Here is a 21,246-nt window from a genome sequence, read left to right on the forward strand (position 1 = left end):
AGAACCTCGTGTTGATTTTTCGTTATTTAGCCAAAGAAGTTTTTATCACGTTAACTGCTTTAACGGCAATATTACTACTGATTTTTATGAGTAATCAGTTTGTTCAATATTTAAATCGTGCTGCTGCGGGTAATATTCCTGGCATGATTATCATGAAATTAATGATGCTGGAGTTGCCTAATTTGATGGGGTTATTGCTCCCATTGGGTTTTTATATCTCGATTTTGATTGCCTATGGCCGTTTGTATGCCGAAAGTGAAATGACCGTATTACAGGCTTGTGGCTATGGACCCTATCAGTTGATTAAACACACTTTCATCATGGCAACTGTGGTAGCCATTATTGTTACGGTAATTGTGCTTTGGGCAAGCCCCTTGATTGCGACTGAACGGGCCAAACTGATGAAAACTACTGGCGTACAAACATTAATTCAAACAATTGTTCCAGGTCGATTTCGTCAGGTATCCGAGGGTAAGCAAGTATTTTACGTGGAGTCTATGAGTCGTGACCATACCAAAGCCCAACATATATTTCTTGCCCGGCAGGTTATTAAAGAACAAAAGCCACAGTGGGATATTTTATGGGCAGAGCGAGCTTTTGCAGAAACTGATCCCAAAACTTTTGAGGATTACATCGTATTGCAGCAAGGCAGTGAATATGAGGGATTACCGGGGAACGCGGACTTCCAGGTCGCTCAATTTGAGCAGTATAAAGTCCGCTTACCACACCCAACAATCACCATTCAAAATGATACTCGGTCAGCATCTACGGCGAGTTTATTACCGTTTACAAATTCAGATTTGCGAAAAGCGGCCGAATTACAGTGGCGTTTATCAATCCCATTGATGGTTTTTTCATTAACTTTAGTTGCAGTCCCTTTGAGCCGAGTCAATCCACGTTCAGGAAAATATGCAAAATTATTACCGGCCATTGTCCTTTTTATTGTCTATGCCAATCTTATGTTTGTCTCCAGAGATTGGATTATAGCGGCTAAAGTTCCTTTATGGGTTGGCATGTGGTGGCTTCATCTCACTGTGGCATTGCTTGGTATATTTTTAATGTGGCGTAACCAGGTGAAGCTCGCATGAAACTTCTCGATCGTTACATCGCTAAAACCGTACTGTCAGCAATTGCATTAGTGACATTAATGCTAGCTGGTTTACAAATTTTTATTCTTTTTGTGAATCAATTGGATGATATTGGTAAGGCTGATTTTGGAATTTGGCAAACAGCCCTTTATGTACTATTGCTAATGCCTTATCAAGTCTATTTATTTTTTCCATTAGCCAGTTTGCTAGGTTGTTTAATTGGCTTAGGTGTTATGGCTAACAATAGAGAGTTAGTCGTGATGCGTGCCGCTGGCATGTCTATTGGTCAAGTCACTGTTGCGGTGCTAAAAGCAGCATTTATTGTGATTCTTTTTGTAACTATCACTGGAGAAACAGTGGTACCCCGATTAGCTCATTGGGCAAATGATCAAAAACTTCAGGCGCTAAGTGGAGGACAGACCTTAAGAACTGCTCATGGTGTTTGGGTGCGTAACGGCAATGATTTCATAGCAATTGGTACTATTCTTCAAAACAATACACTGGAAAATGTATTTCAATTTCGCTTTGATGCAGAGCATCATATGCGTCTTGCACGTAAAATTGAGAAGATAGTTCATACGAACAATCAATGGCAGGCTTATAACATCAGCGAAACAATGATTAATAATAATCAAACGGTAGCTCGGAAATTTCCAACCATGGTTTGGGATGTATCTGTCAAACCAAGTATTTTACGAGTAAGTAGTAACGAGCCTGATGAAATGACCTTGCATGAACTGCGGCAATTTTTGCGTGCCCAGAAACAAAATCATCAGAGTGCTTTAAATTATCAATTGGCGTATTGGCAACGTTTAATGCAACCTTTAACAACAGTTGTCATGATGATGTTAGCTATTCCATTTATTTTTGGCCCTTTGCGTTCATCAACAATGGGTTCAAAAATTGTAGCAGGAGCTACGGTTGGTTTTGGCTTTCATATTATTAACCGTTTTTTTGGTCCTGTAAGCCAAGTTTTCCAATGGCCCGCGGAAATTGCTGCTATTGGCCCCACTCTACTCTTTGCTTTATTAGGACTTTATTTAATGCGTCGGGTTAAGTAATGGTTATTATTCGTCATTTATTGGAAATGTTATTAAATCCTTACCTGATTTGTTTAGTGTTATTGGCTGTATTCTTAGTGATCTTATGGTTACGGAGGGCTAATCGCTTAGTCTGTTGGGGATTAACGCTGGTATTGGTGTTGTTCATTATTTTTAGTACAGGATGGCTTCCGCAGACTCTGACGCGCTCATTAGAAGATAGGTATCCGGTGATTACCAAAGTTGATCCAACTATTCATTGGGTAGTAGTTCTCAGTGGAGGGCAATCGGAAATTAACGATAAACCTATTAATGCCCAGTTAAATTCAGCGAGCATTAAACGTCTCTTGGAAGGTGTCCGGTTGTTGCGCCAATTACCTAAAGCGCAATTATTATTGTCAGGAGGAGGCTATGGGTTTGAGAGGCCTGAAGCTTTTCGTCTTGCAGAACTGGCGTCTTGGTTTTCCATTCCTCAATCTAAAATGGTACTGGAAATAACGTCTATCAATACCGCTGACCAAGCTAAAGCGATTAAATCCTTTGTAAAAGAAGAGCCGTTTTATTTAGTAACCTCGGCAATTCATATGCGTCGCTCGATGGCATTGTGTCTTGCGCAAGGATTGCGTCCCATAGCAGCACCTACAGATTTCACCTATTTCTGGAATGATGAACGCCTTGGAAAAATTTATCTGCCAAATCCTTATAATCTTTTTTATTTGAGCATTGCTTTACATGAGGTATTAGGAGGATGGTGGGCAATTTTGCATCATAATTATAGACATTAAATGAATGCAGTGGTTATTGAATTTCAATAACCACTTAAGAGATTAACCATATTTACATTCATTATCAGCGTCAGATTGAGTACATGCTTTATTTGCAGCAGTTTTCTTCTCATTACTAACAAAAAATCCATTATCTTTGTAGCCTTGAGTACAGGCTAAGGTCCATTGTTTATCTTCTTCAGGACTAACAAGCGGTGTTAAATGCGGATCAGCTACAAATGTATCCACCATCTTTATTAATTCAGGAAGTATCTCATAGACTAACTTGATGAACATAGGAGCAGTTAATCGTTGTCTTAGATCCGGCGTAGGAATAACTTGAGTAGAGTTATATCTCTCATTATCATAGAGTGGATCACCATGCTCCAAGTAATTTCTAAATGCTCTAAGGTCCTCATAGTTATCAATAATTTGATTGCATATTGCCGCTTCCGGATATTCTTTAATGGTGTTCAAATGTTGCAAAAATTGTGCTGCGTTGTATTCAATGGCATCATTTAATTCGTAATTTGCTTCAAGTAGCTTAGCAAGTGTTAACCCAGAATCTTTCTCATGATGTGCATCCCATTCTGAAAGAGTGGTGTAAGGTAAATCGTCAAATAAATAGTGTTCTTCCATTAAAAATGTTTTGACATTTAATAGCGCCTCAAACGCTGCCATTACTCGTTTTTTGCGATTTAACAGATGTGTTGGGTCTGCTTGGTGTAATTTTTCTGCCAAACCGCGGATATGTTCAAGGCCTTTTAATCGTTGCCTTTTCTCTAATTCTCGTCTTTCTCTTGCAGCCTGGTCCTGAGCACGTTTTTCATTTCTCGCGGATTCAGTAGTAGAAGGCTTACTGGTGGCTTTTGTCATAATTGCGACAAGTTTTTTATTTCGCTCTTTATCCTCTGCTCGAGTTGGAAGACAACGTATTATCTCGCCAATCTGCATTTTAGGAGGTATCTTACCAGTTCCATCAAAAATTGCTTTGCAGGTGTCAATCACTGACGCAGCAGCATTTTTTTCTCGCAGCGCCTCGATGAATGTTTGCTCGTCTTCAAGAGTGGCTCGTCGTTCAATTTGCACAACCGGTACGGGAATTTGTTCTTCCTCAGCCGATTTGTTTTCTGCGTCAAGTTTTAGAATTCTTGACCAATAGAGAGTGGGTTCGTTCCTATAGACGCCTAACTTTTGTTCACGTAAGACAAGAAGATTAACTAATCGGCTCCAAAATTCACTTAGGTCTTCACCAAATATTTTTTCTAATAAGGGAATATTCTCTAATAACTGGTCTATTTGATATTTGTTATCACCTTCATCTTGATGAACAATCCCATCCCTTACCAGGATAAATGCACGCCAATCAATAGAGTTATCGAGTCTGCATAAAAATTGAGAGAAATTTTTACCGGTAATTAATTCACCAATCATCTCTAGCAAGCGAAGTGCCGCATGCTGCCCTCTTTTTGTAGTGAGGTTAAAACGAGTTTTATATTGTTCGGTCCGATCACGAACCGCTGTCATTAATACATTACCAAAGCTAAAAACGGGTCGTTTAGGCTCGAGTTTGCCTGTGAAATTTACTAAATTGAGTAGCTTAATTAAATTTTCTAAATCAGATACATAAGTAGTAATTGCTTTGACACAAGGTAAAGTGACAGGTTTGATAGGATTCTCGGCAGGGTGAGTAATTCTTACAGCGACTTCCTGGAAAAAGGCTTTTAAAGAATCTGAATCTTTGTTAATGAAATCTTTTAGAGCTGCTTCAACAATCTCCTGATGATCGGCCAGCTCATTTAACATATTGACAGCACTCGTCATAGGAGAAATATTTGGCGTCAGATCATGAGCGTCTTTGACCTGTATATCAACGATTGGAATAACTCTGATTTGGTTTAAAGGGGGCTCTTTCGCTAAACCGCCAAATTGATCAAATGTAATCCATGTAAAAGGAGTAGGAGCAAAACTTGAGCTTAGTTCTGAACGCAATTCATAGGATAGATTTTGTATACATACACATATTTGCTCAATTAAAATGCGACATTTTTCTACCAGCTCGATTTCGGCCATACTAAGATCAGAAGATTTTAAACCTCTGGGAAGAGGATTAAATCGAGCTGTGAGATCTTGATATTTTTTAATAAAATCAAGTGCTTGAATGATAAATTGAATGCGATTTAAATCAAAGGTAGCGTTTTCAGTTTCCGAGACGACTTCTTTTCTTTTTGGCAATAGATTAGAGTCATTAAAACAAGCATTTAATTGTTGATATTCCTCTTGGAATTGCTTCTTATAGAAGGGAGCTATTGTTTCTTTAGCTTTTTTAATATTGTCGTTAAAAAGTTCACCCACAATTCTAGAACTTGAATAAGGATGGAACATATTAGCGCCTGCAAGCATCAATTCTTGAAATACGTCAACATTGGTGTTTAATGCAGCATAGGTTATTGGGGTGACTCCGTCTTCACTGTAATCAATATTAATCGAGAGTTTATCTTTATAACGACAGATCAATTTAATGAGTATGAGCATGTCGCTGTCACCTGCTTTACAATTTTTGCAAGCAAGCAAAAGTGCTTTTCCATATTGTCCTTTTTCAATTTTGGCTAGAATTTGATCGGCCTTTCTGACCTTCTTTTCTTTAATCAATGCTTTTACTGAAGCAATTAACTCTTTTTTAGACATGCGCTCAATTCCTACATGATGATGAGGTTAAAATCAAATGAGATAATTCTCATACATTATCCATGTAAAAAGCAATACTTTCTGTGAAAAAAATAATCAAAGTGTAAATAAGTCGATATAAAGGGAGAACACAACCTAAACATTGAAATTTAGATTATGTCGAAATTAAGCTTGATTACAAATGAAATCATTCGGAAATACGACAGAAATATTGTCATTGGAATAATTAAAAGCAATGTTTCCTGCTTTTAAGCTGCATTCCCCGATAGGGGACATGAGTCGACTTGAAGGCGTGGGGTATATAGTAGCGCTAATTGTGTAGGCATAGTAACACGCTACATCCAAAAGTTGTGGAGCGCTGCCTCCTTTAAGTGTCATTGACTTATTAGGTCCTGTGCCATCAACAGAGTTAATGTTAAAGGCTACATTATCGGTAAGTAGTACTGGAGGCGTGGATACAGCAACTTGTACTTTACAAGAGAAATCATTTTCTGCATAAACAGTCGATGTAGCAAGACAAAGAATACCAAACGATGCTGCACTAAATTTATTGAGCATAGAAATCCTCTTTGGTTGTGCAAGAAAAATCAAACAAATTTATCAATAGTGATGCACTTGATAGTACTGAGATAGCCTCTATTTTTCAAGATAAAAATTCTCCTTGCTGATTTTTTATAATGTCTAATTTGCCCAATCTAAAAAGATTCATTAAATCATCAATAAGAATAGGTATAATCTTTAGGCAAAACTCGGTAAAATAGGTCACTTTACCTTTTTTTTTGTATTTTCTATGCCAAAACGAACTGATATAAAATCTATTCTTATCCTGGGTGCCGGACCTATTGTCATTGGTCAGGCTTGTGAGTTTGATTATTCGGGAACCCAGGCAGTTCGCGCTCTTAAAGAAGAGGGCTATCGAGTTATTTTAGTAAACTCAAATCCTGCAACCATTATGACGGATCCGGAACTGGCCGATGCAACTTACATTGAGCCGATTCAATGGAAAGAAGTTGAACGCATTATTGAAAAAGAACGTCCAGATGCCTTATTGCCCACGATGGGCGGACAAACAGCATTGAACTGTGCGTTGGATTTAGTGCGAGAAGGTGTGTTAGCAAAATATTCGGTTGAAATGATCGGGGCTACTCGCGAAGCAATTGATAAAGCGGAAGATAGGGAAAAATTTCGTCAGTTAATGAAAAAAATTGGTTTGGAAATGCCGCGTTCAGCGATTGCCCACAGCCTTGAAGAAGCTTTTCAGGTGCAAGCACAGTTAGGTTACCCGGCAATTATTCGTCCTTCGTTTACCATGGGAGGAAGTGGTGGAGGTATTGCCTATAACCGTGAAGAATTTGAAGAAATCTGTACACGTGGTTTGCAATTATCGCCTACTCATGAATTATTGATTGATGAATCAGTACTTGGTTGGAAAGAATATGAGATGGAAGTGGTGCGCGATAAGAAGGACAATTGCATTATTGTATGTACTATTGAAAATTTCGATCCCATGGGTGTTCACACGGGTGATTCTATTACCGTGGCACCAGCACAAACACTCACTGACAAAGAATATCAGCGTATGCGTGATGCAGCGATTAAAGTTCTAAGAGCCGTGGGTGTCGATACTGGGGGTTCGAACGTACAGTTTGCTATCAACCCTGAGGATGGACGCATGCTTGTTGTTGAAATGAATCCTCGCGTTTCACGAAGTTCCGCATTGGCGTCAAAAGCCACCGGTTTCCCTATTGCTAAAATAGCTGCCAAACTGGCCGTGGGTTACACCTTAGATGAGCTTGCTAACGAAATCACTGGCGGTAAAATGCCGGCCTCCTTTGAGCCGACCATCGACTATGTAGTCACCAAGATTCCTCGTTTTAACTTTGATAAATTTCCTCAGACGTCCAAAACACTGACCACACAAATGAAATCTGTTGGCGAGGTTATGGCAATCGGTTCAAATTTCCAGGAATCTTTGCAAAAAGCAATTCGTGGTTTGGAAATTGGGCGCTCAGGTCTGGAACCTTTGTTTAAAAAAGGAGACATGGCAAGGTTGCGCGGTCATCTTCGTGAACCGACACCAGACAGACTTTGGTATGTGGCTGATGCATTTCGTCACGATTTAACATTCGAAGAGATTCATCAGGAAAGCAAAATTGATCCTTGGTTTCTCGCTCAAATTCAGGAATTGATTTTATTGGAAAAAACGCTTCATGGTCAGTCTATCAAGATGATTGATAAAATGACCATGCGTCAATTCAAACGACGAGGTTTTTCCGATGCCTATCTTGCTGATCTCGTGTTTAGCAGTGAAGAGCAAGTTAGGGCACACCGTTTAGAATTAGGAGTAACCCCAGTCTATAAACGCATCGATTCGTGTGCTGGTGAATTCCCAAGTGATACGGCCTATCTTTATTCTTGTTATGAAACTGTCTGTGAAGCCAAACCTGAAGCTGATAAGAAAAAAGTGATGATTTTAGGTGGTGGTCCTAATCGCATTGGACAAGGAATTGAGTTTGATTATTGTTGTGTACACGCAGCCATGGCATTAAGAGAAGCTGGCTATCAAACAATAATGGTCAATTGCAACCCTGAAACGGTATCAACTGATTTTGATACCTCCGATCGGCTATACTTTGAGCCCGTTACACTTGAGGATGTATTATCAATCGTTGCCGTTGAAAAACCAGAAGGCGTTATTGTTCACTATGGTGGGCAAACACCACTGAAACTTGCACGGGAACTGGAGCTCAATGGAGTTACTATTATTGGTACTTCCCCGGATGCAATTGACCAGGCAGAAGATAGAGAACGCTTTCAACAACTAGTATCCGAGCTTAACTTGCACCAACCTGCTAACGGAACTGTTCGCAGTGAAGCAGAAGCTATCGAACTGGCAAAACGAATTGGTTATCCTCTCGTCGTTAGACCCTCGTACGTACTCGGGGGAAGAGCCATGGAAGTCGTGCACCAGGAAGAAGATTTACGTCAATATTTAACACAAGCAGTCGCTGTTTCGAATCATTCCCCAGTATTATTGGATAAGTTTTTAAATGATGCGATTGAAGTTGATATTGATGCTGTTTGTGATGGAGAAGAGGTCCTCATAGGCGGAATCATGGAACATATTGAGCAGGCTGGCGTTCACTCCGGAGATTCTGCTTGCACACTACCACCGTTTAGTTTGAGTGTTGTAGTGCAGCAAGATTTGATGGAGCAAATTCGTCAACTGGCTTTGAAGTTGGGTGTGGTTGGTTTAATCAATGCGCAATTTGCAATACAAGCGGATGATATCTATGTCCTTGAAGTAAATCCTCGTGCTTCAAGAACTGTCCCTTTTGTTTCAAAAGCAACCGGATTACCTTTGGCTAAAATTGCTGCCCGTTGTAAAGTGGGGCAAAGTTTAAAAGAACAAGGCTTAGGTATGAACTATCCAATGCCAGCATTTTATTCCATTAAGCTTCCTGTATTTCCGTTTATTAAATTTTCCGGGGTTGATTCCATTTTAGGACCTGAAATGAAATCGACAGGTGAAGTGATGGGTATTGCTAGACGCTTCGGCCAGGCTTATGCTAAAGCACAACTAGCAGCGGGTTGTAATATTGTAAAACGTCGACGAGCATTTGTATCTGTGCGTGATGCTGATAAAGCTCGCGTGGGTGAGATTGTAAAACGTCTTATCCAACTTGGGTTTGAAATTATTGCAACAAGAGGGACCGCACTAGTGTTACAAGCAGCGGGTATCGATTGCCGACGCGTTTTTAAAGTGGCCGAAGGAAGGCCGCATGTGGTAGATTTTATTAAAAATAATGAAATTGATTTCATTGTAAATACTACAGAAGGCAAGCAAGCAATCGCTGATTCTTTTGCCATAAGGCGCAATGCATTACAGCATAAGATTAGCTATACTACCACTCTATCTGGAGCAGAAGCTGCGTGTTTAGCAATGAAATATGAGGATCGAGACACAGTAACTCGATTACAGGATTTACACTAGAGGTGGATATGCAAAAGCATCCAATGACAATGGAAGGCGCAGAAGCGCTAAAAAATGAACTTCATCGATTAAAGTCGATTGAGAGGCCACGAATTATCGAGGCGATAGCGACAGCACGTGCACATGGTGACTTAAAAGAAAATGCTGAGTACCATGCAGCTCGTGAACAACAAAGTTTTAACGAAGGACGCATTAAAGAGCTTGAAGCTAAACTTTCCAATGCTCAAGTGATTGATCTTAGTAAAGTACCAAACAATGGGAAGGTTGTTTTTGGTGCCATGGTGCATGTCTATCATATTCAATCCGACGCTAAAATTAGCTACCGCATAGTTGGTGAGGATGAGGCAGATATTAAAATCAATAAAATCTCTTATAGCTCTCCTATTGGTCGAGCCTTAATTGGTAAACAGGTTGACGATACGGTTACTGTACAAACACCAGGTGGGATGGTTGAGTACGAGATTGTTGGTGTAGACTACAAATAAGAAAGCCATTTACCAACAGTGCACCTGTTGACTATAGCTCCCGCGGACAAGCCGCGGGACGTAGAGATGAAGAATAAAAACTGGTTAGGGCAAATGGTAAAAAGGATTAGGAAGTTTAAATCCTTTTTGCATATAGCCACCCTCAATGTCGCTGTACTGATCACCAATAGAGGCTACTATGGTATAGCCTTGGCTGGTAATTGATGCTCTCGCTTGGGTTTTAAAGGGTGCAATTGAAGGTTGGTTGTAACTGTCAGGACGCATGTAAAGGCCGGCCCAGTTTTTAAATCCTGCATTTAGTAAGTTTTTCCTTGTCGCATTCAGTTCAGACATGACACGTCCAGTGACAAAGAATACTTGAACTCCATTTTTTATGGCATCGTTGTAAAGTTTTAGCATGGGCTCAATAGCGGGGGAGTTTGCAGCCAGAATTTCCTGATGAATGAGGGTCTTATCGCCGATAAACTCTCGCTTAGCCATTTTGTTGTAATTACTTAAGCTTGTTTCATCAATGTCTAGAACGATCGCTAATTTCTTTGTATGGCCATGGCGCGCATTAATCTTTGCTTGTTGAATAATATAATTCTCCGCTTGATTTATAACATGCGCGAGCTCTTTTTCGTATAAGCCAGAATCATGATAGGTTTGTATTTCTTTCTTGAGCAGGCTTAAATTATTAGGTTCTGCATATGAAGAAAAGGAAAAAACGGAGAGAAAACTTGCGATAATTAGCGGTTTGGCAATTGCTTTAATGGATCCTTTCATTATTAACCCAACAAATTTAAAAATGGGTTAAAATTATACCTGTTAAAAGATGCATGTCAATTGTTCAATTTGTTTATGTATTGCAATCGTACTAGAAAACTGATATTTAGTAAGAACTTAGCGCGGCAATGATAGCTACGTTTTAAAAAATAGAATTTGAAAACAATCAGGGACGATTCAATTTCTTTATAGGAATACCATGTCGCAACCTTTAATTAACATCACACGTAAGCAAGCCTTATTTTTTGCTGGCTTTTTAGTGCTATATGAGTTCCTTACCTATATCGCCAATGACATGATTATGCCAGGGATGGTACAAGTCGTTAGTTCGTTTCATGGTCCAGAATCAGCGATTGCCACCTCATTAACTGCCTATATTCTAGGGGGCGCAAGTTTGCAATTGCTCTTAGGGCCTATTTCGGACTGCTATGGTCGCCGTCCTGTTATGCTTTTTGGTGCTACCTTTTTCTTTGTATGCACGGTGTTAATTGCTTGTTCAAATTCTATCGATCAATTTTTGGTTGCACGTTTCTTTCAGGGCATGGGACTTTGTTTTATTTCTGTAATTGGTTATGCCACGCTGCAGGAAATTTTTGCTGAGATGGATGCAGTTAGATTAATTGCTATTATGGCAAATGCGGCTATTTTAGCCCCTCTGATTGGTCCGCTTTTAGGTGCTGTATTCGTTAAATATTTTAATTGGCGCTATATTTTTGTCCTCATTGGTGGTTTTGCTTTATTAGCTTTATGGGGGTTGTGGCGATTTATGCCAGAACCTATTGGGCAAACCAAACGGGATGGTGAACAAATTAAAGCGGTTCCTTTGTCACCTAAAGTCGTTTTAAAAAACTACAAAGATTTATTCATCAATTTACCTGTGACGTTCGGTTCTGTGGCATTAGGTCTTTTGGGATTGCCTTGCATTGTTTGGATAGCGTTAGCTCCTGTTATTCTAATTAAGGATGCTAATTTATCCGTCATTGAATACGGTTTGTGGCAAATGCCTTTATTTGGAGCATGCATAGGCGGGAATTGGTTTTTACAAAAATTAACCCATAAAGGCTCACTGAAACGAATTTTATGGCTAGGCTCGATAATTGTTGTAGTCAGTTTACTTGCAGTGATTATATTGCCTCTATTCATGGGCAATTATTTTTTCTGGTTAATGCCAGGGTTAATTGTCTATTTCTTTGGCTTAGGCGTGGCAACTGCTCCTTTAAGTCGTCTAATTCTTTTCTCAACGCCTATAGGCAAAGGCACAACATCAGCTTTCATGAGCATGCTTGCAATGTGTATTCAGGCGGTTGGAATCGAAATAGCAAATTATTTATATCAAACCCATTCGAATATATTGTTTGGATGGTACTGTGCGGTTTCAGGGATTGTTTATTTTCTATTTTTGGCAGGTACATTTGCTTATGCCAAAAATGAGAAAAAGCTTGCTGTTGAGGCCTGATAAAACCTCAACAGGGTTAGCACAGAGCAAGGATTTTTTATTTTCATATTGGTCTGTTTTATTGGAGAATCTGGCAAAATATCAATTAATAAAAACGGGGTATTTGCGATGAAACGCAGTAAATTTAGAGAGGAACATATTATTTGGCTAAAGCAAGTAGAGCTAGGCACAAGCGTATCGGAGGTGTTTGGGAAGCTTGGCATCAGCGAAGCGACGTTTTGTATATGGAAGAAGAAATATGGTGGTCTTGGTGCCTCCGAGCTTAGAAAACTGCTACAGTTGGAAGATGAAAATAAGTGCCTGAAACAGCGGGTAGCTGATTTAAGCTTGGATAAGCAGATGTTGCACGATGTTCTGAAAAAAAAGCTTTAAAGCCAGGTAAGAAGCGGGAACTGACTGTTTCTCTTCAGGATGGCTATCCGATAAGTGTTCGTAGGAGCTGTGAAGTTTTAATCACAGGCCGTAGCGTATTCCAATACAGCTCATCCCGTGGTGAAGATACTTTTATAAGACACCGTATCAGGGAAATAGCCGAAACAAGAGTTCGTTATCGCTATCAGTGTATTCATGTACTGCTTCAATGAGAAAGCTCGGTCATCAATCATAAGAAAGTTCATCGCATTTATTGCGAAGAAGGTCTTAATCTTCAAATGAAGCGACCTCGACGACAGTTAGCTGGTAGTCACATAGAGGAGCGGTCGCTACCCTCTACTTTAAACGAATGCTGGAGTATGGACTTTGTTTCCGATAACCATGTTTAATGGCAAGAAAATACGGGCATTCACTATAGTGGATAATTTTAGTCGCGAATGCCTGGCTATTTATGTAGGACAAAGCTATCCGAGGTGAAGAAGTCATGGGCGTTCTTGAAGGACATAGAGTACTGGAAAACAAACTGTTGTGAAAATGGTCTTGAGTTTATTTCAAAAATATCGGATAAGTGGGCTTATCTGAATCACGTAACTCTGCATTTCTCAAGGCCTGGAAAACCAACAGACAATGCCTTTATTGAGTCATTTAATGGAAGTTTTCGGGATGAGCGCTTGAATAGCCACTGGTTTCTTTCTCTTGACGATGCTAAAAACAAAATTGAAGAATGGCGACTGGATTATAATGATTTTCGACCTCATTCTTTACTTAACAATTTGACTCCAAATCAGTTCAAACAGAAGGTGTTAGGTGCCGGTTTTCTAATTAATGCTGGATTAATTTTAGGGAGAGGATCAATTTCTGTGGTGGGTGAGAATAGGAGCCCGCTGGTTATACAGGACTTGCTTTTATGGTTTTTGGACTCATGCTGGGCTGAGCATGTGGCGCCTTACGGCGCCGAACCTCTCCATCGACATGATATCAATTCGGACAAATCTGAGACACCTGGTGATGATTATCTAACGTCATTTGGTCTTTAAGCTGTGAGTTGAGATCGAGAAAATCCTTTGTTCTCACCTTACATAAGGCTATCATGGCATTCAAATCGAAGTCCAAGCGAACCCCGGGCAATCTCGGGCTGAGTAAGGCACGTGCTTTAGCCACCGAGCCTTTATATACTGCAAAATCAACGGACAACCTGGAATCAACGCCAAACCAATTTTCATTGCTATCAGTAACCCAATCATAGATTTGTTTCGATGATTTTGGTTGTGAGGTAAAGTCCGGCACAGGGAAAAAAGGTTCATCAGAGCAGTACTCATAAACAACGTGCATAGGCAGTAGCTTTTGTACACCACCCACACCTACTCGCCACTCAATACCAATGACATTCCCATTCTTAACCCCTTGCGCGTTTACCAAATCTACCAGCGTTTCAATGATGATATTTTTGAAATCAAAATGCTGTTCAGTGACTGTTGCTCCATTCAGCTTATAAGTAACACCAATTGTGTTCACCTTGTTGTACTGAGCAATCAATTGTTTAAATACCTTTCTGCCTTCTTGATTCTGAGGAATGCACGCAATCATTGTTGCCCACATGTGTTTATCCAGGGCCCATAGCGCATATTCAAAAGGGCTGATGTTCTCAAATTCTCGCCCAGAACAATCCGTAACGAGGCCCTTTTTAAAAATTAAACTCATGTCCTTCTTTAACATCGCTTTAACCGCATCGTGTTCCCCGCGTGTCACATGATGCAATAATTTACGAACATCAATCAGAGGTTGAAACAAGTTGAAATGATATTTTGATGTCATGGAAAGATTAACTAACTCACGATTCGATAAGTTTTGAGCGGTTTCAATTTTAAGTTCTTCTAGTAAGTTATTAAAAATTTCGGATTTGGATTGCATATATAAGTCCAATCTATATTCATTCAGATTAAATTTGGCTCCTACTATACACGAACAGATTGAAAAGTAAAGAGACATTATGGATTGGTTTTGTGCAAGAACCCCCTGGTCGAGATCCTGGTAAAAATGGGTAGTTCAAATTTCAATGAACCCGGCAATAAATACTATCAGTGTGGTGTTAAGGCACAGGAAATTTTCTAAATTATTTTCCATTTTTCACCCTCCCTAAAAATATCGTTATTTTTAGGGAGGAATTGTAACCCTCACCTAAAATAGGTGCATTTCTGATTAGAGTTCTCGAAGTTAAACTATGTTTGAGGAGAACAAAAATGAAAAAATCACGTTATACAGAAACACAAATTGTAAAAATTCTAAGAGAAGTCGAAGCAGGTCGGCTGGTAAAAAGAAATTTGTCGTGAAATTGAAGCCCTAACAAAGTGGGTATCAGATATTCCTAAGCGTCGAAAGTAATAATTTACTCCTTTATAGCGCGTTTCTATGGAAAAGCGAAGGCATTAACGGGTTAATTTTGTGATAGTTTAATTCTTAAGAAATTTCCAAGAATTTATTACAATATGGGACTGTATTGGGCTTGAAGATTATTGTTGAAGCCTGTTCTTGAAGGGCTAGCCATCGGGGCAACCATTACTATCAGCCGCATGACATTTTGTACCTGAATCAGGAGTTTAAAGCCATAAAACTATTTTATCCTGACGCCTCTATTTACATTCGGTGTATCGAATCCATTTATTTGAGAATTTATGACATACATCCTATTAAGTTGATTTCATAACTGAGGAAACAAATTCGATGAATACTTGATACGCCTAGTCAGGGTAGGAAATAGGCGACCAACATAAAATAAGTTCTTTAGGATTTGTAGTGATAGATACTAATGAGATGTAGAAATGAAACTTACTGCTACCTGGTTTATATTGCTTCGCGCAAATAATACTTACGTGGCCGCGGGCAGTATAGTTTAATCTGAAGTCCTCAAAGGAGTTTTAATATCAAGGACAACACCGTGTTGATTAGCGATTTCTTTCAGTAAACGGACAGCTCTTTCGAATGTTAAGGTATCAGGAGCATAGGATTCGGGAAAATACTGCCCCAATATGTGCCTGGTCTGAGGGGTTTCCAGAATATATCCCATATTCCAATGTTTAAAATGAATGTGATCAATCGGTTCGGAGCCTAAAATTTTGAATTCGCTGTGTCGTTTATCTTTTTTAATTTTTTGTAGAATTTTTTTTATGTCCTTTTTTTCACCTTCCAGGACCTGAATAAATTGATTTTTTTTGTACAGCAGCAATCCGTGTATCTGCAGCTCTGAGTTGTTTTTTACCGAGATACGCCATATATGATCAATATCTGACATCGATAGGTGTCCTGCGGTTTTGCTAACATAGATTGTTCTGATTAGGTTCATATTTTAAATTTAGTAGATCAATTTTTTTTTGCAATAATTGGCTGGAATTTACGAGGTCAGCCAGATAAGACTCTCTATTTTGTTGGGTGATTCTAGCGGTATTGAAAGATTTACATTTTTGGAAAAATTCATCAATCAGTTCCTCTAGTTCCATTTTCACGGTATTCGAGTGTGGCGAAAAGCTGCTATTTACATAGTGGGCTAAGGAGTTCAGGCTAGACTCTAAGCTTACCATTTCCCTGTGGGAAATTTTTTTAGCTTGAGATAGTGTATTGACTGCCCATACAATGAATGATTGGGCGTAAATTAAATCGAGATTTTCCTGGTACACCGACTGCTGTTGCTGCCACTCTGGAGGTGCTTTCCATGATTCCATCCAGCTCTGAAACTCAGAGACAGGCATAGGCTTTCCTATAAAATATCCCTGCCCTTCGACACATCCAAGCTTCAGGAGCAAGATACCTTTTTCTAGAGAGTCTACTCCCTCTGCAATAACGCTCTGGTTAAACCGCTTTGCCATGTGAAGAATAGAATCGATAATAGCAATTACTTTGGGGCTGCTGGAAATCTCATTGATAAACGACTGATCAATTTTTATTGCATCTACTTGCAGTGCTCGAAGATAACTGAGTGACGAGTATCCAGTACCAAAGTCGTCAAGAGATATTCGCAAATCAATTTCATGAAATTGAGATATAATTTTTCTGACTGATTTAATATCACGAACAGCTGCCGATTCTAGTAACTCAAGCTCAATATTCCTATTTAATCTATTGCCATATTGTTCCATCTTTGTTTTGATCTCGTTAAAAAAATTCTCTTGTTGAAGCTCATGAGCAGATACGTTGATGCTTATCCTTAAATCAATACCTTGTTTTAACCACTCTTCCAGCTGATTAAAAACCTCATCAAAAATAAGCGATGATAGACGATTCATTACCTCATTATTCTCAACATAGGGTAAAAAATATTCTGGATAACACAAGCCTTTTTGTGGGTGATGCCAACGTATCAGAGCCTCGGCCCCTAAGATTTCTCCAGTCTTCATGTTTACCTTGGGTTGGTAGAATACAGCGAACTCATTGGCGTTAATTCCATGAGTGACCTCACTTATGATATGGTATCGGTATTTTTGCTCTATGACTTCATCAATGTTATATTCTGTGGCTTGACTGCCTCCTTTTATTTTGGATTCAATCATGGCAGCTTCTGCCTGGCGAAGAACTTGACCTGAGGAGGTGTTCTCTTCTAATGGGTATATGACATATCCTAGACTGCAGGAAATATAGATATCATTTTTTTTGATTCTGATCTTTTTGTTGATGGTTTTCATCAGTTTTTCAAAAAAAATATGAGCCGATTTTTCGGCATGATATTGGTTAACCAATATTACAAAGGTATTGCCTGAGACACGAGCAACCAACCCTTGCTCACCAATAAAACGCTTCATGTTTTTCCCGAATTTTTTAAGAACTATATCCCCAATGTGGGTGTCAAACTGCTTGTTTATATCTTGAAATCGGTCAATGTCAACGTATGCAAGAGAAAAGGGGGTTCCGGATGTTTTGTAGTGTTTAATGGATATTTCCAGCTCTGCGGTGATGTAATTTATATTATAAAGATTGGTAAGGGGGTCAAAATGTGCCAAATATCTCAATTCTTGCTCTTGTTTCTTGATAATCGATATATCATGCAACAAACCGACATAAAACACTGTCTCATTATTGACATTTTTTATGGAGCTAATCGTTAGGACTATTGGAACCAGTTTGCCGTCCTTTCTTTTGTCCCAAAGTTCACCCTGCCAACTACCGTTTTTCTTGAGACAACTGAACATATGCTGATAAAACTCTGGCGGCTGCATGCCTGATTTTATCAAACTGACGTTTTTGCCGATGGCTTCTTCTTTTTTATAGCCAAAAGTGTGTTCAAAACCCGTATTTACATCAATCATTCGACCATCAATGTCGGTAATGATGATGCCTTCACAGGAGGAGCTGAATACTCTTGCTGCAACTTCGAGTTCTGATTCCTTGTGTTTTCTCTCAGTAATGTCCTGCAGGGTAATAATCCAGGATTTTCTATCGAGCCAGAACCCTTGATTTATATGTATTTCAGCAATGGTGACGCTCTGGTCTGGATGGATGATTTCAATTTCGGTATCTTCATTCTTGCTTAGTGTAAACCCAAAGGGACTACCTATGAGTTCCTGGCAGTTTCGCTGGAAGATTTCGGCAGCTCTGACGTTAATATAACGTATCACACTCTCATTGTCGGTTATGATGACACCAACTTGCAGTGCGTTGACCAGTGCCGCCCAGCCTTTAAGTGTCTTTTCCTCGTTGAGATTCATGCTATTCACCAGTTATAGACAGTTCCCTGTAAATGCTCGCTAAATCGGACAAGTTGCCAATGATCCTTTTTTCGATATTGTTTGTTTCAATAATAAGCGCAGGTGTTGCCAAAATTTTGTTTTTTTCAGCCAACTCAATTTTCTTGTCTATTTCAATTACTGCCAGTCGATATTTTGCTTTAAATGATTTTTCCCTAGAAATTTTTCTCACGACTTTAACTGCACCAATTGAGAGAGGCGACTTGCTGTGGATATAAAGTGTAACTTGACGTTTCTCCTGTACCAGTGTCATAAAGTGCCTCATTCCCTCGATTTCTGATAAGCATTTTTTTGGCTTACTTGTAATTTGATCTCTTCTTGCAATATTTGTCTTTTCATCTGAAGGGCTTTGATATCCTCAGCAATTTTTCTCTCCTCGACACGCATCTCGGTCTCGATCATTTTGTCCTTCATTTCGAGAATGGCTTTTTTGGAGCCAAACACTATTTTATTTTCGCTTACGTACGGATCGAGTAGTTCGATGCCGGTAGCACTTAATTTCATCTCTTTTACTTCATGAGATTGCGGCAAACCACGAGCCTTAATTACATGGAGAGCCCTGTAAAACTCTCCGTCCTCCTCAACTAGACGAAGACGAATCCATACATCGGTCAAGCTTGAAATACTGAGATAACTTTTATCATCAGAATAATCGGGTATAAGTTCTGTAAACAAAGCCATCATGCGGCGTTCTTTAACGTAGCTGGTGAATCGTAACAGCAGTTTTTTAACGAATCGGCTATCACCAATGTCCATCAATGCGGTTATGGGATCAATGACAATCATATCAATTTTGTTTTCTTCGATAAAATCGATAGTGGTTAAAATATGCTCCTCCAGGCCTTGCTCAACAGAGCGATGGGATCGCAGGAACAGCTTTTGGCATTCTACATGCTTTGTCAGATTGATACCGCAACTCGCTGTATGTCGAATGAGATCTCCTGGTGACTCTTCAAACGACATGAAACATACGTTTAGACCATTTTCACAGGCCGATTCGGCAATCTTCGCCGCTAAGGACGTTTTTGCAGTGCCTGCTCGGCCACTGATAATTATGGTGGCCTCGAGAGGAAGGCCGCGTCCTCCCAAGAGCTGATCCAGCTTTTTGACCCCGCTAGACATGTAACTAACCGTAGAATCATATTTTAAATTAGAACTGGTTATAGGTAACAACGATATCCCTTTGTTGTTGATACTAAAGGGGTATACATCAGTTCCATGTTGCGATCCTCTATATTTTAAAACCCTTAAAAAGCGGGTCATTATGGTCTCTTTTACGACTTGCTTTAATTCAATGACGCAATCAACATAGAATCGGGCAACCAATTCATCCTTGTCTAACAAGCCTTCACCTAATGTTGCCACAAGAGTGAGATCATTTGTTCTGGCATACTCGAAAAGCTGGAGAATCTCATGGCTTGGATTGTAATTCGTTGTACCCAATTGAATAGACTGTATCGAGTCCACAACTATACTTTTGATTTTATGCTTTTTTATCAAGTTTGATGCGCGCTCTATCAGAAGCATCATATCAAAATTACCTGATACTTCCTGATCAACCTGGCTTCCTGCATCGATAAAAAATAATTGATCCAATGAGGGTGTTTCCGTCTTGTTATACAACGAATTCATATTGGCAATTAAGTCGCTGGGTTTTTCATCCATGCAGATATAGAGTAGGGGTTCCGACTGTAATAGTAGGTTTCGGGCGTACAAAAGGGTCATTATTGTTTTTCCCGTACCAGAATCACCCGTAATAAGCGTAGGTCTTCCTGCTGGATAGCCACCATAAAGAACGTCATCTAATCCTTTGATTCCGGTTGATTCCTTGACCATAGTAAGTCACCAAATTTGCACCATACTATATAGTCTAGCCCGAATAATGAGTTTTGTTGGCAACGTCAAGTTAATTAAATGACGTTAAGCTATAGAACTTGCCTTGTGATGCAAAAAATTGATGACACTTTATTCATCCTTACTCAGGTCATACTAAAAGAGATTCTCTTGAAATATACTCCAGGTTAAGCTTAGATGATGCACAAGATAAATCCAAGGCAGTGATTGTAGGTATGCAAATGGGCTACTTCTCTTTTAAATCAACCTGTAACCCATGCCACATTGACGCTAAAGCGGTTTTTCATAGAAATAATTAGTCGATTAAAATATAACCAATTATGTAACAGATTCTGATACTCGTCTGTGACCTTTTTAAGAAGCATAAACTTCGTTTTACATTCAACGATTGAAACAACAGCATGTCTACGATTTTTACCAATAATTGTATCTATCTCCCAGTCACCAATTCGAGTTTTTTTATCAATGATTTTAGGTCGCTCATCAATGAAACGTCTAATTCTAATAGGTCCTTGTCGCTTTGGACTACCGTAGCGTTTATGATATTTCTTCTGCTGATGCCTTAAATGTTTAAATAGAGTTTCGCCTTGATTTTTATCATTTAGAATGAACTGATAAATCCATTCAGAACTTAAATTAAATAATCGCTTTTTCTTCGCATAACCACTAATCTGCTCTGGGCTCCAATCCTGCTTTAGTTTCTCTGAAATAAACGTTTTAATCTGTTCATTAGCTTTTACATACCTAGGCTTATCTCTTTGGCGATCATCGGCATACTTTTGTGTGTAATTCGCTTTATAAGTCGAGTAACCTAAGATAGTCCAAACGCGTATAACTTATTAAACAACTACTGTATTTAAAGACTGGGAAGTTTACTAACTTCTTCTGTCTTTATTATATACAAAAGTTGCACTAATCAGTTGAATCTAAGCTGACATCTCAATGATTTTTCGTTGAAATGTCTACATATTGAGCATGAATGATTTTCTAACTAATTAAGTACTTATA

Annotated in this window: 14 protein-coding genes and 3 pseudogenes; 8 read left to right on the plus strand and 9 right to left on the minus strand. The window is 39.2% G+C overall.

Annotated elements, in window-relative coordinates:
- Positions 1 to 8: 8 nt before the first annotated feature.
- The 3 genes from lptF to LHA_RS03960 are packed head-to-tail and all read left to right on the plus strand — an operon-like array spanning position 9 to position 2,913.
- On the plus strand, positions 9 to 1,088 hold the full coding sequence (lptF, locus tag LHA_RS03950; RefSeq protein ID WP_045105383.1) for an LPS export ABC transporter permease LptF: 1,080 nt from the start codon (positions 9 to 11) through the stop codon (positions 1,086 to 1,088).
- Positions 1,085 to 2,149, plus strand: a complete 1,065-nt coding sequence (gene lptG, locus LHA_RS03955; RefSeq protein WP_045105384.1) for an LPS export ABC transporter permease LptG — start codon at positions 1,085 to 1,087, stop codon at positions 2,147 to 2,149. The genes lptF and lptG overlap by 4 nt, the downstream gene beginning before the upstream one ends.
- Positions 2,149 to 2,913 (plus strand): YdcF family protein, encoded by a 765-nt coding sequence (locus tag LHA_RS03960; RefSeq protein WP_045105385.1) that lies wholly within the window; start codon positions 2,149 to 2,151, stop codon positions 2,911 to 2,913. Before lptG ends, LHA_RS03960 begins: the two co-directional genes overlap by 1 nt.
- A 42-nt stretch (positions 2,914 to 2,955) precedes the next feature.
- Here LHA_RS03960 and LHA_RS03965 read toward each other — a convergent pair whose 3' ends face one another.
- Both LHA_RS03965 and LHA_RS03970 read right to left on the minus strand, forming a co-directional pair.
- Positions 2,956 to 5,580 (minus strand): hypothetical protein, encoded by a 2,625-nt coding sequence (locus tag LHA_RS03965; protein ID WP_045105386.1) that lies wholly within the window; start codon positions 5,578 to 5,580, stop codon positions 2,956 to 2,958.
- Positions 5,581 to 5,745: 165 nt separating this feature from the next.
- Positions 5,746 to 6,138: a hypothetical protein gene (locus LHA_RS03970; protein ID WP_045105387.1), complete on the minus strand. Its 393-nt coding sequence runs from the start codon at positions 6,136 to 6,138 to the stop codon at positions 5,746 to 5,748.
- Between the two features lie 232 nt (positions 6,139 to 6,370).
- On the opposite strand from LHA_RS03970, the gene carB reads away from it, so the two are divergent.
- Together carB and greA are read left to right on the plus strand one after the other, a co-directional pair.
- The gene (gene carB / locus LHA_RS03975) at positions 6,371 to 9,574 is read left to right on the plus strand and encodes a carbamoyl-phosphate synthase large subunit (RefSeq protein WP_045105388.1); all 3,204 of its coding nucleotides are present in this window, start codon (positions 6,371 to 6,373) and stop codon (positions 9,572 to 9,574) included.
- A gap of 8 nt (positions 9,575 to 9,582) precedes the next feature.
- The gene (gene greA / locus LHA_RS03980) at positions 9,583 to 10,059 is read left to right on the plus strand and encodes a transcription elongation factor GreA (protein ID WP_045107383.1); all 477 of its coding nucleotides are present in this window, start codon (positions 9,583 to 9,585) and stop codon (positions 10,057 to 10,059) included.
- Between the two features lie 84 nt (positions 10,060 to 10,143).
- On the opposite strand, the gene LHA_RS03985 is transcribed toward greA, so the two are convergent.
- Complete coding sequence (locus LHA_RS03985) at positions 10,144 to 10,824, minus strand: HAD family acid phosphatase (RefSeq protein ID WP_045105389.1); 681 nt, start codon at positions 10,822 to 10,824, stop codon at positions 10,144 to 10,146.
- A 199-nt stretch (positions 10,825 to 11,023) separates the two neighbouring features.
- On the opposite strand from LHA_RS03985, the gene LHA_RS03990 reads away from it, so the two are divergent.
- Positions 11,024 to 12,280 carry an MFS transporter gene (locus tag LHA_RS03990; RefSeq protein ID WP_045105390.1) on the plus strand — a complete coding sequence of 419 codons (1,257 nt, stop codon included), beginning with the start codon at positions 11,024 to 11,026 and terminating at the stop codon, positions 12,278 to 12,280.
- A gap of 108 nt (positions 12,281 to 12,388) precedes the next feature.
- Positions 12,389 to 13,443 (plus strand): annotated as a pseudogene (locus LHA_RS16470) (IS3 family transposase); the annotation flags it as partial.
- Positions 13,444 to 13,630: 187 nt separating this feature from the next.
- Here LHA_RS16470 and LHA_RS04005 read toward each other — a convergent pair.
- Entirely contained in the window at positions 13,631 to 14,563 is a 933-nt protein-coding gene (locus LHA_RS04005) for a hypothetical protein (RefSeq protein ID WP_045105392.1), read from the minus strand.
- A 329-nt stretch (positions 14,564 to 14,892) separates the two neighbouring features.
- Between LHA_RS04005 and LHA_RS17635 the strand changes: the two are divergent.
- Positions 14,893 to 14,983 (plus strand): annotated as a pseudogene (locus tag LHA_RS17635) (transposase); the annotation flags it as partial.
- Between the two features lie 559 nt (positions 14,984 to 15,542).
- On the opposite strand, the gene LHA_RS15920 reads toward LHA_RS17635, so the two are convergent.
- From LHA_RS15920 to LHA_RS17640, 5 genes and pseudogenes are all read right to left on the minus strand, one after another.
- Entirely contained in the window at positions 15,543 to 15,941 is a 399-nt protein-coding gene (locus LHA_RS15920; protein WP_052673575.1) for a BLUF domain-containing protein, read from the minus strand.
- Positions 15,942 to 15,963: 22 nt separating this feature from the next.
- A complete protein-coding gene (locus tag LHA_RS04015; protein ID WP_045105393.1) occupies positions 15,964 to 18,345 on the minus strand; it encodes a putative bifunctional diguanylate cyclase/phosphodiesterase in 2,382 nt (793 codons plus the stop codon).
- A gap of 1 nt (position 18,346) precedes the next feature.
- Positions 18,347 to 18,637: a circadian clock KaiB family protein gene (locus LHA_RS15925; RefSeq protein ID WP_052673576.1), complete on the minus strand. Its 291-nt coding sequence runs from the start codon at positions 18,635 to 18,637 to the stop codon at positions 18,347 to 18,349.
- 8 nt (positions 18,638 to 18,645) lie between these two features.
- Entirely contained in the window at positions 18,646 to 20,220 is a 1,575-nt protein-coding gene (gene kaiC, locus LHA_RS04020; RefSeq protein WP_052673577.1) for a circadian clock protein KaiC, read from the minus strand.
- 365 nt (positions 20,221 to 20,585) lie between these two features.
- Positions 20,586 to 21,065: pseudogene (locus tag LHA_RS17640) on the minus strand (IS30 family transposase); the annotation flags it as partial.
- Positions 21,066 to 21,246 lie beyond the last annotated feature (181 nt).

It is taken from the genome of Legionella hackeliae (genome assembly GCF_000953655.1).
GTDB classification, from domain to species: Bacteria; Pseudomonadota; Gammaproteobacteria; order Legionellales; family Legionellaceae; genus Tatlockia; species Tatlockia hackeliae.

What these genes read in the sequence shown, in the direction of transcription:
- greA (WP_045107383.1), top strand. Translation starts at nt 9,583, where the DNA reads ATGCAAAAGCATCCAATGACAATGGAAGGCGCAGAAGCGCTAAAAAAT.
- LHA_RS03985 (WP_045105389.1), bottom strand. Translation starts at nt 10,824, where the DNA reads ATGAAAGGATCCATTAAAGCAATTGCCAAACCGCTAATTATCGCAAGT.
- LHA_RS15925 (WP_052673576.1), bottom strand. Translation starts at nt 18,637, where the DNA reads ATGACACTGGTACAGGAGAAACGTCAAGTTACACTTTATATCCACAGC.
- LHA_RS03960 (WP_045105385.1), top strand. Translation starts at nt 2,149, where the DNA reads ATGGTTATTATTCGTCATTTATTGGAAATGTTATTAAATCCTTACCTG.
- LHA_RS04005 (WP_045105392.1), bottom strand. Translation starts at nt 14,563, where the DNA reads ATGCAATCCAAATCCGAAATTTTTAATAACTTACTAGAAGAACTTAAA.
- LHA_RS03970 (WP_045105387.1), bottom strand. Translation starts at nt 6,138, where the DNA reads ATGCTCAATAAATTTAGTGCAGCATCGTTTGGTATTCTTTGTCTTGCT.
- LHA_RS04015 (WP_045105393.1), bottom strand. Translation starts at nt 18,345, where the DNA reads ATGAATCTCAACGAGGAAAAGACACTTAAAGGCTGGGCGGCACTGGTC.
- kaiC (WP_052673577.1), bottom strand. Translation starts at nt 20,220, where the DNA reads ATGGTCAAGGAATCAACCGGAATCAAAGGATTAGATGACGTTCTTTAT.
- LHA_RS15920 (WP_052673575.1), bottom strand. Translation starts at nt 15,941, where the DNA reads ATGTCAGATATTGATCATATATGGCGTATCTCGGTAAAAAACAACTCA.
- carB (WP_045105388.1), top strand. Translation starts at nt 6,371, where the DNA reads ATGCCAAAACGAACTGATATAAAATCTATTCTTATCCTGGGTGCCGGA.
- LHA_RS03965 (WP_045105386.1), bottom strand. Translation starts at nt 5,580, where the DNA reads ATGTCTAAAAAAGAGTTAATTGCTTCAGTAAAAGCATTGATTAAAGAA.
- LHA_RS03990 (WP_045105390.1), top strand. Translation starts at nt 11,024, where the DNA reads ATGTCGCAACCTTTAATTAACATCACACGTAAGCAAGCCTTATTTTTT.
- lptG (WP_045105384.1), top strand. Translation starts at nt 1,085, where the DNA reads ATGAAACTTCTCGATCGTTACATCGCTAAAACCGTACTGTCAGCAATT.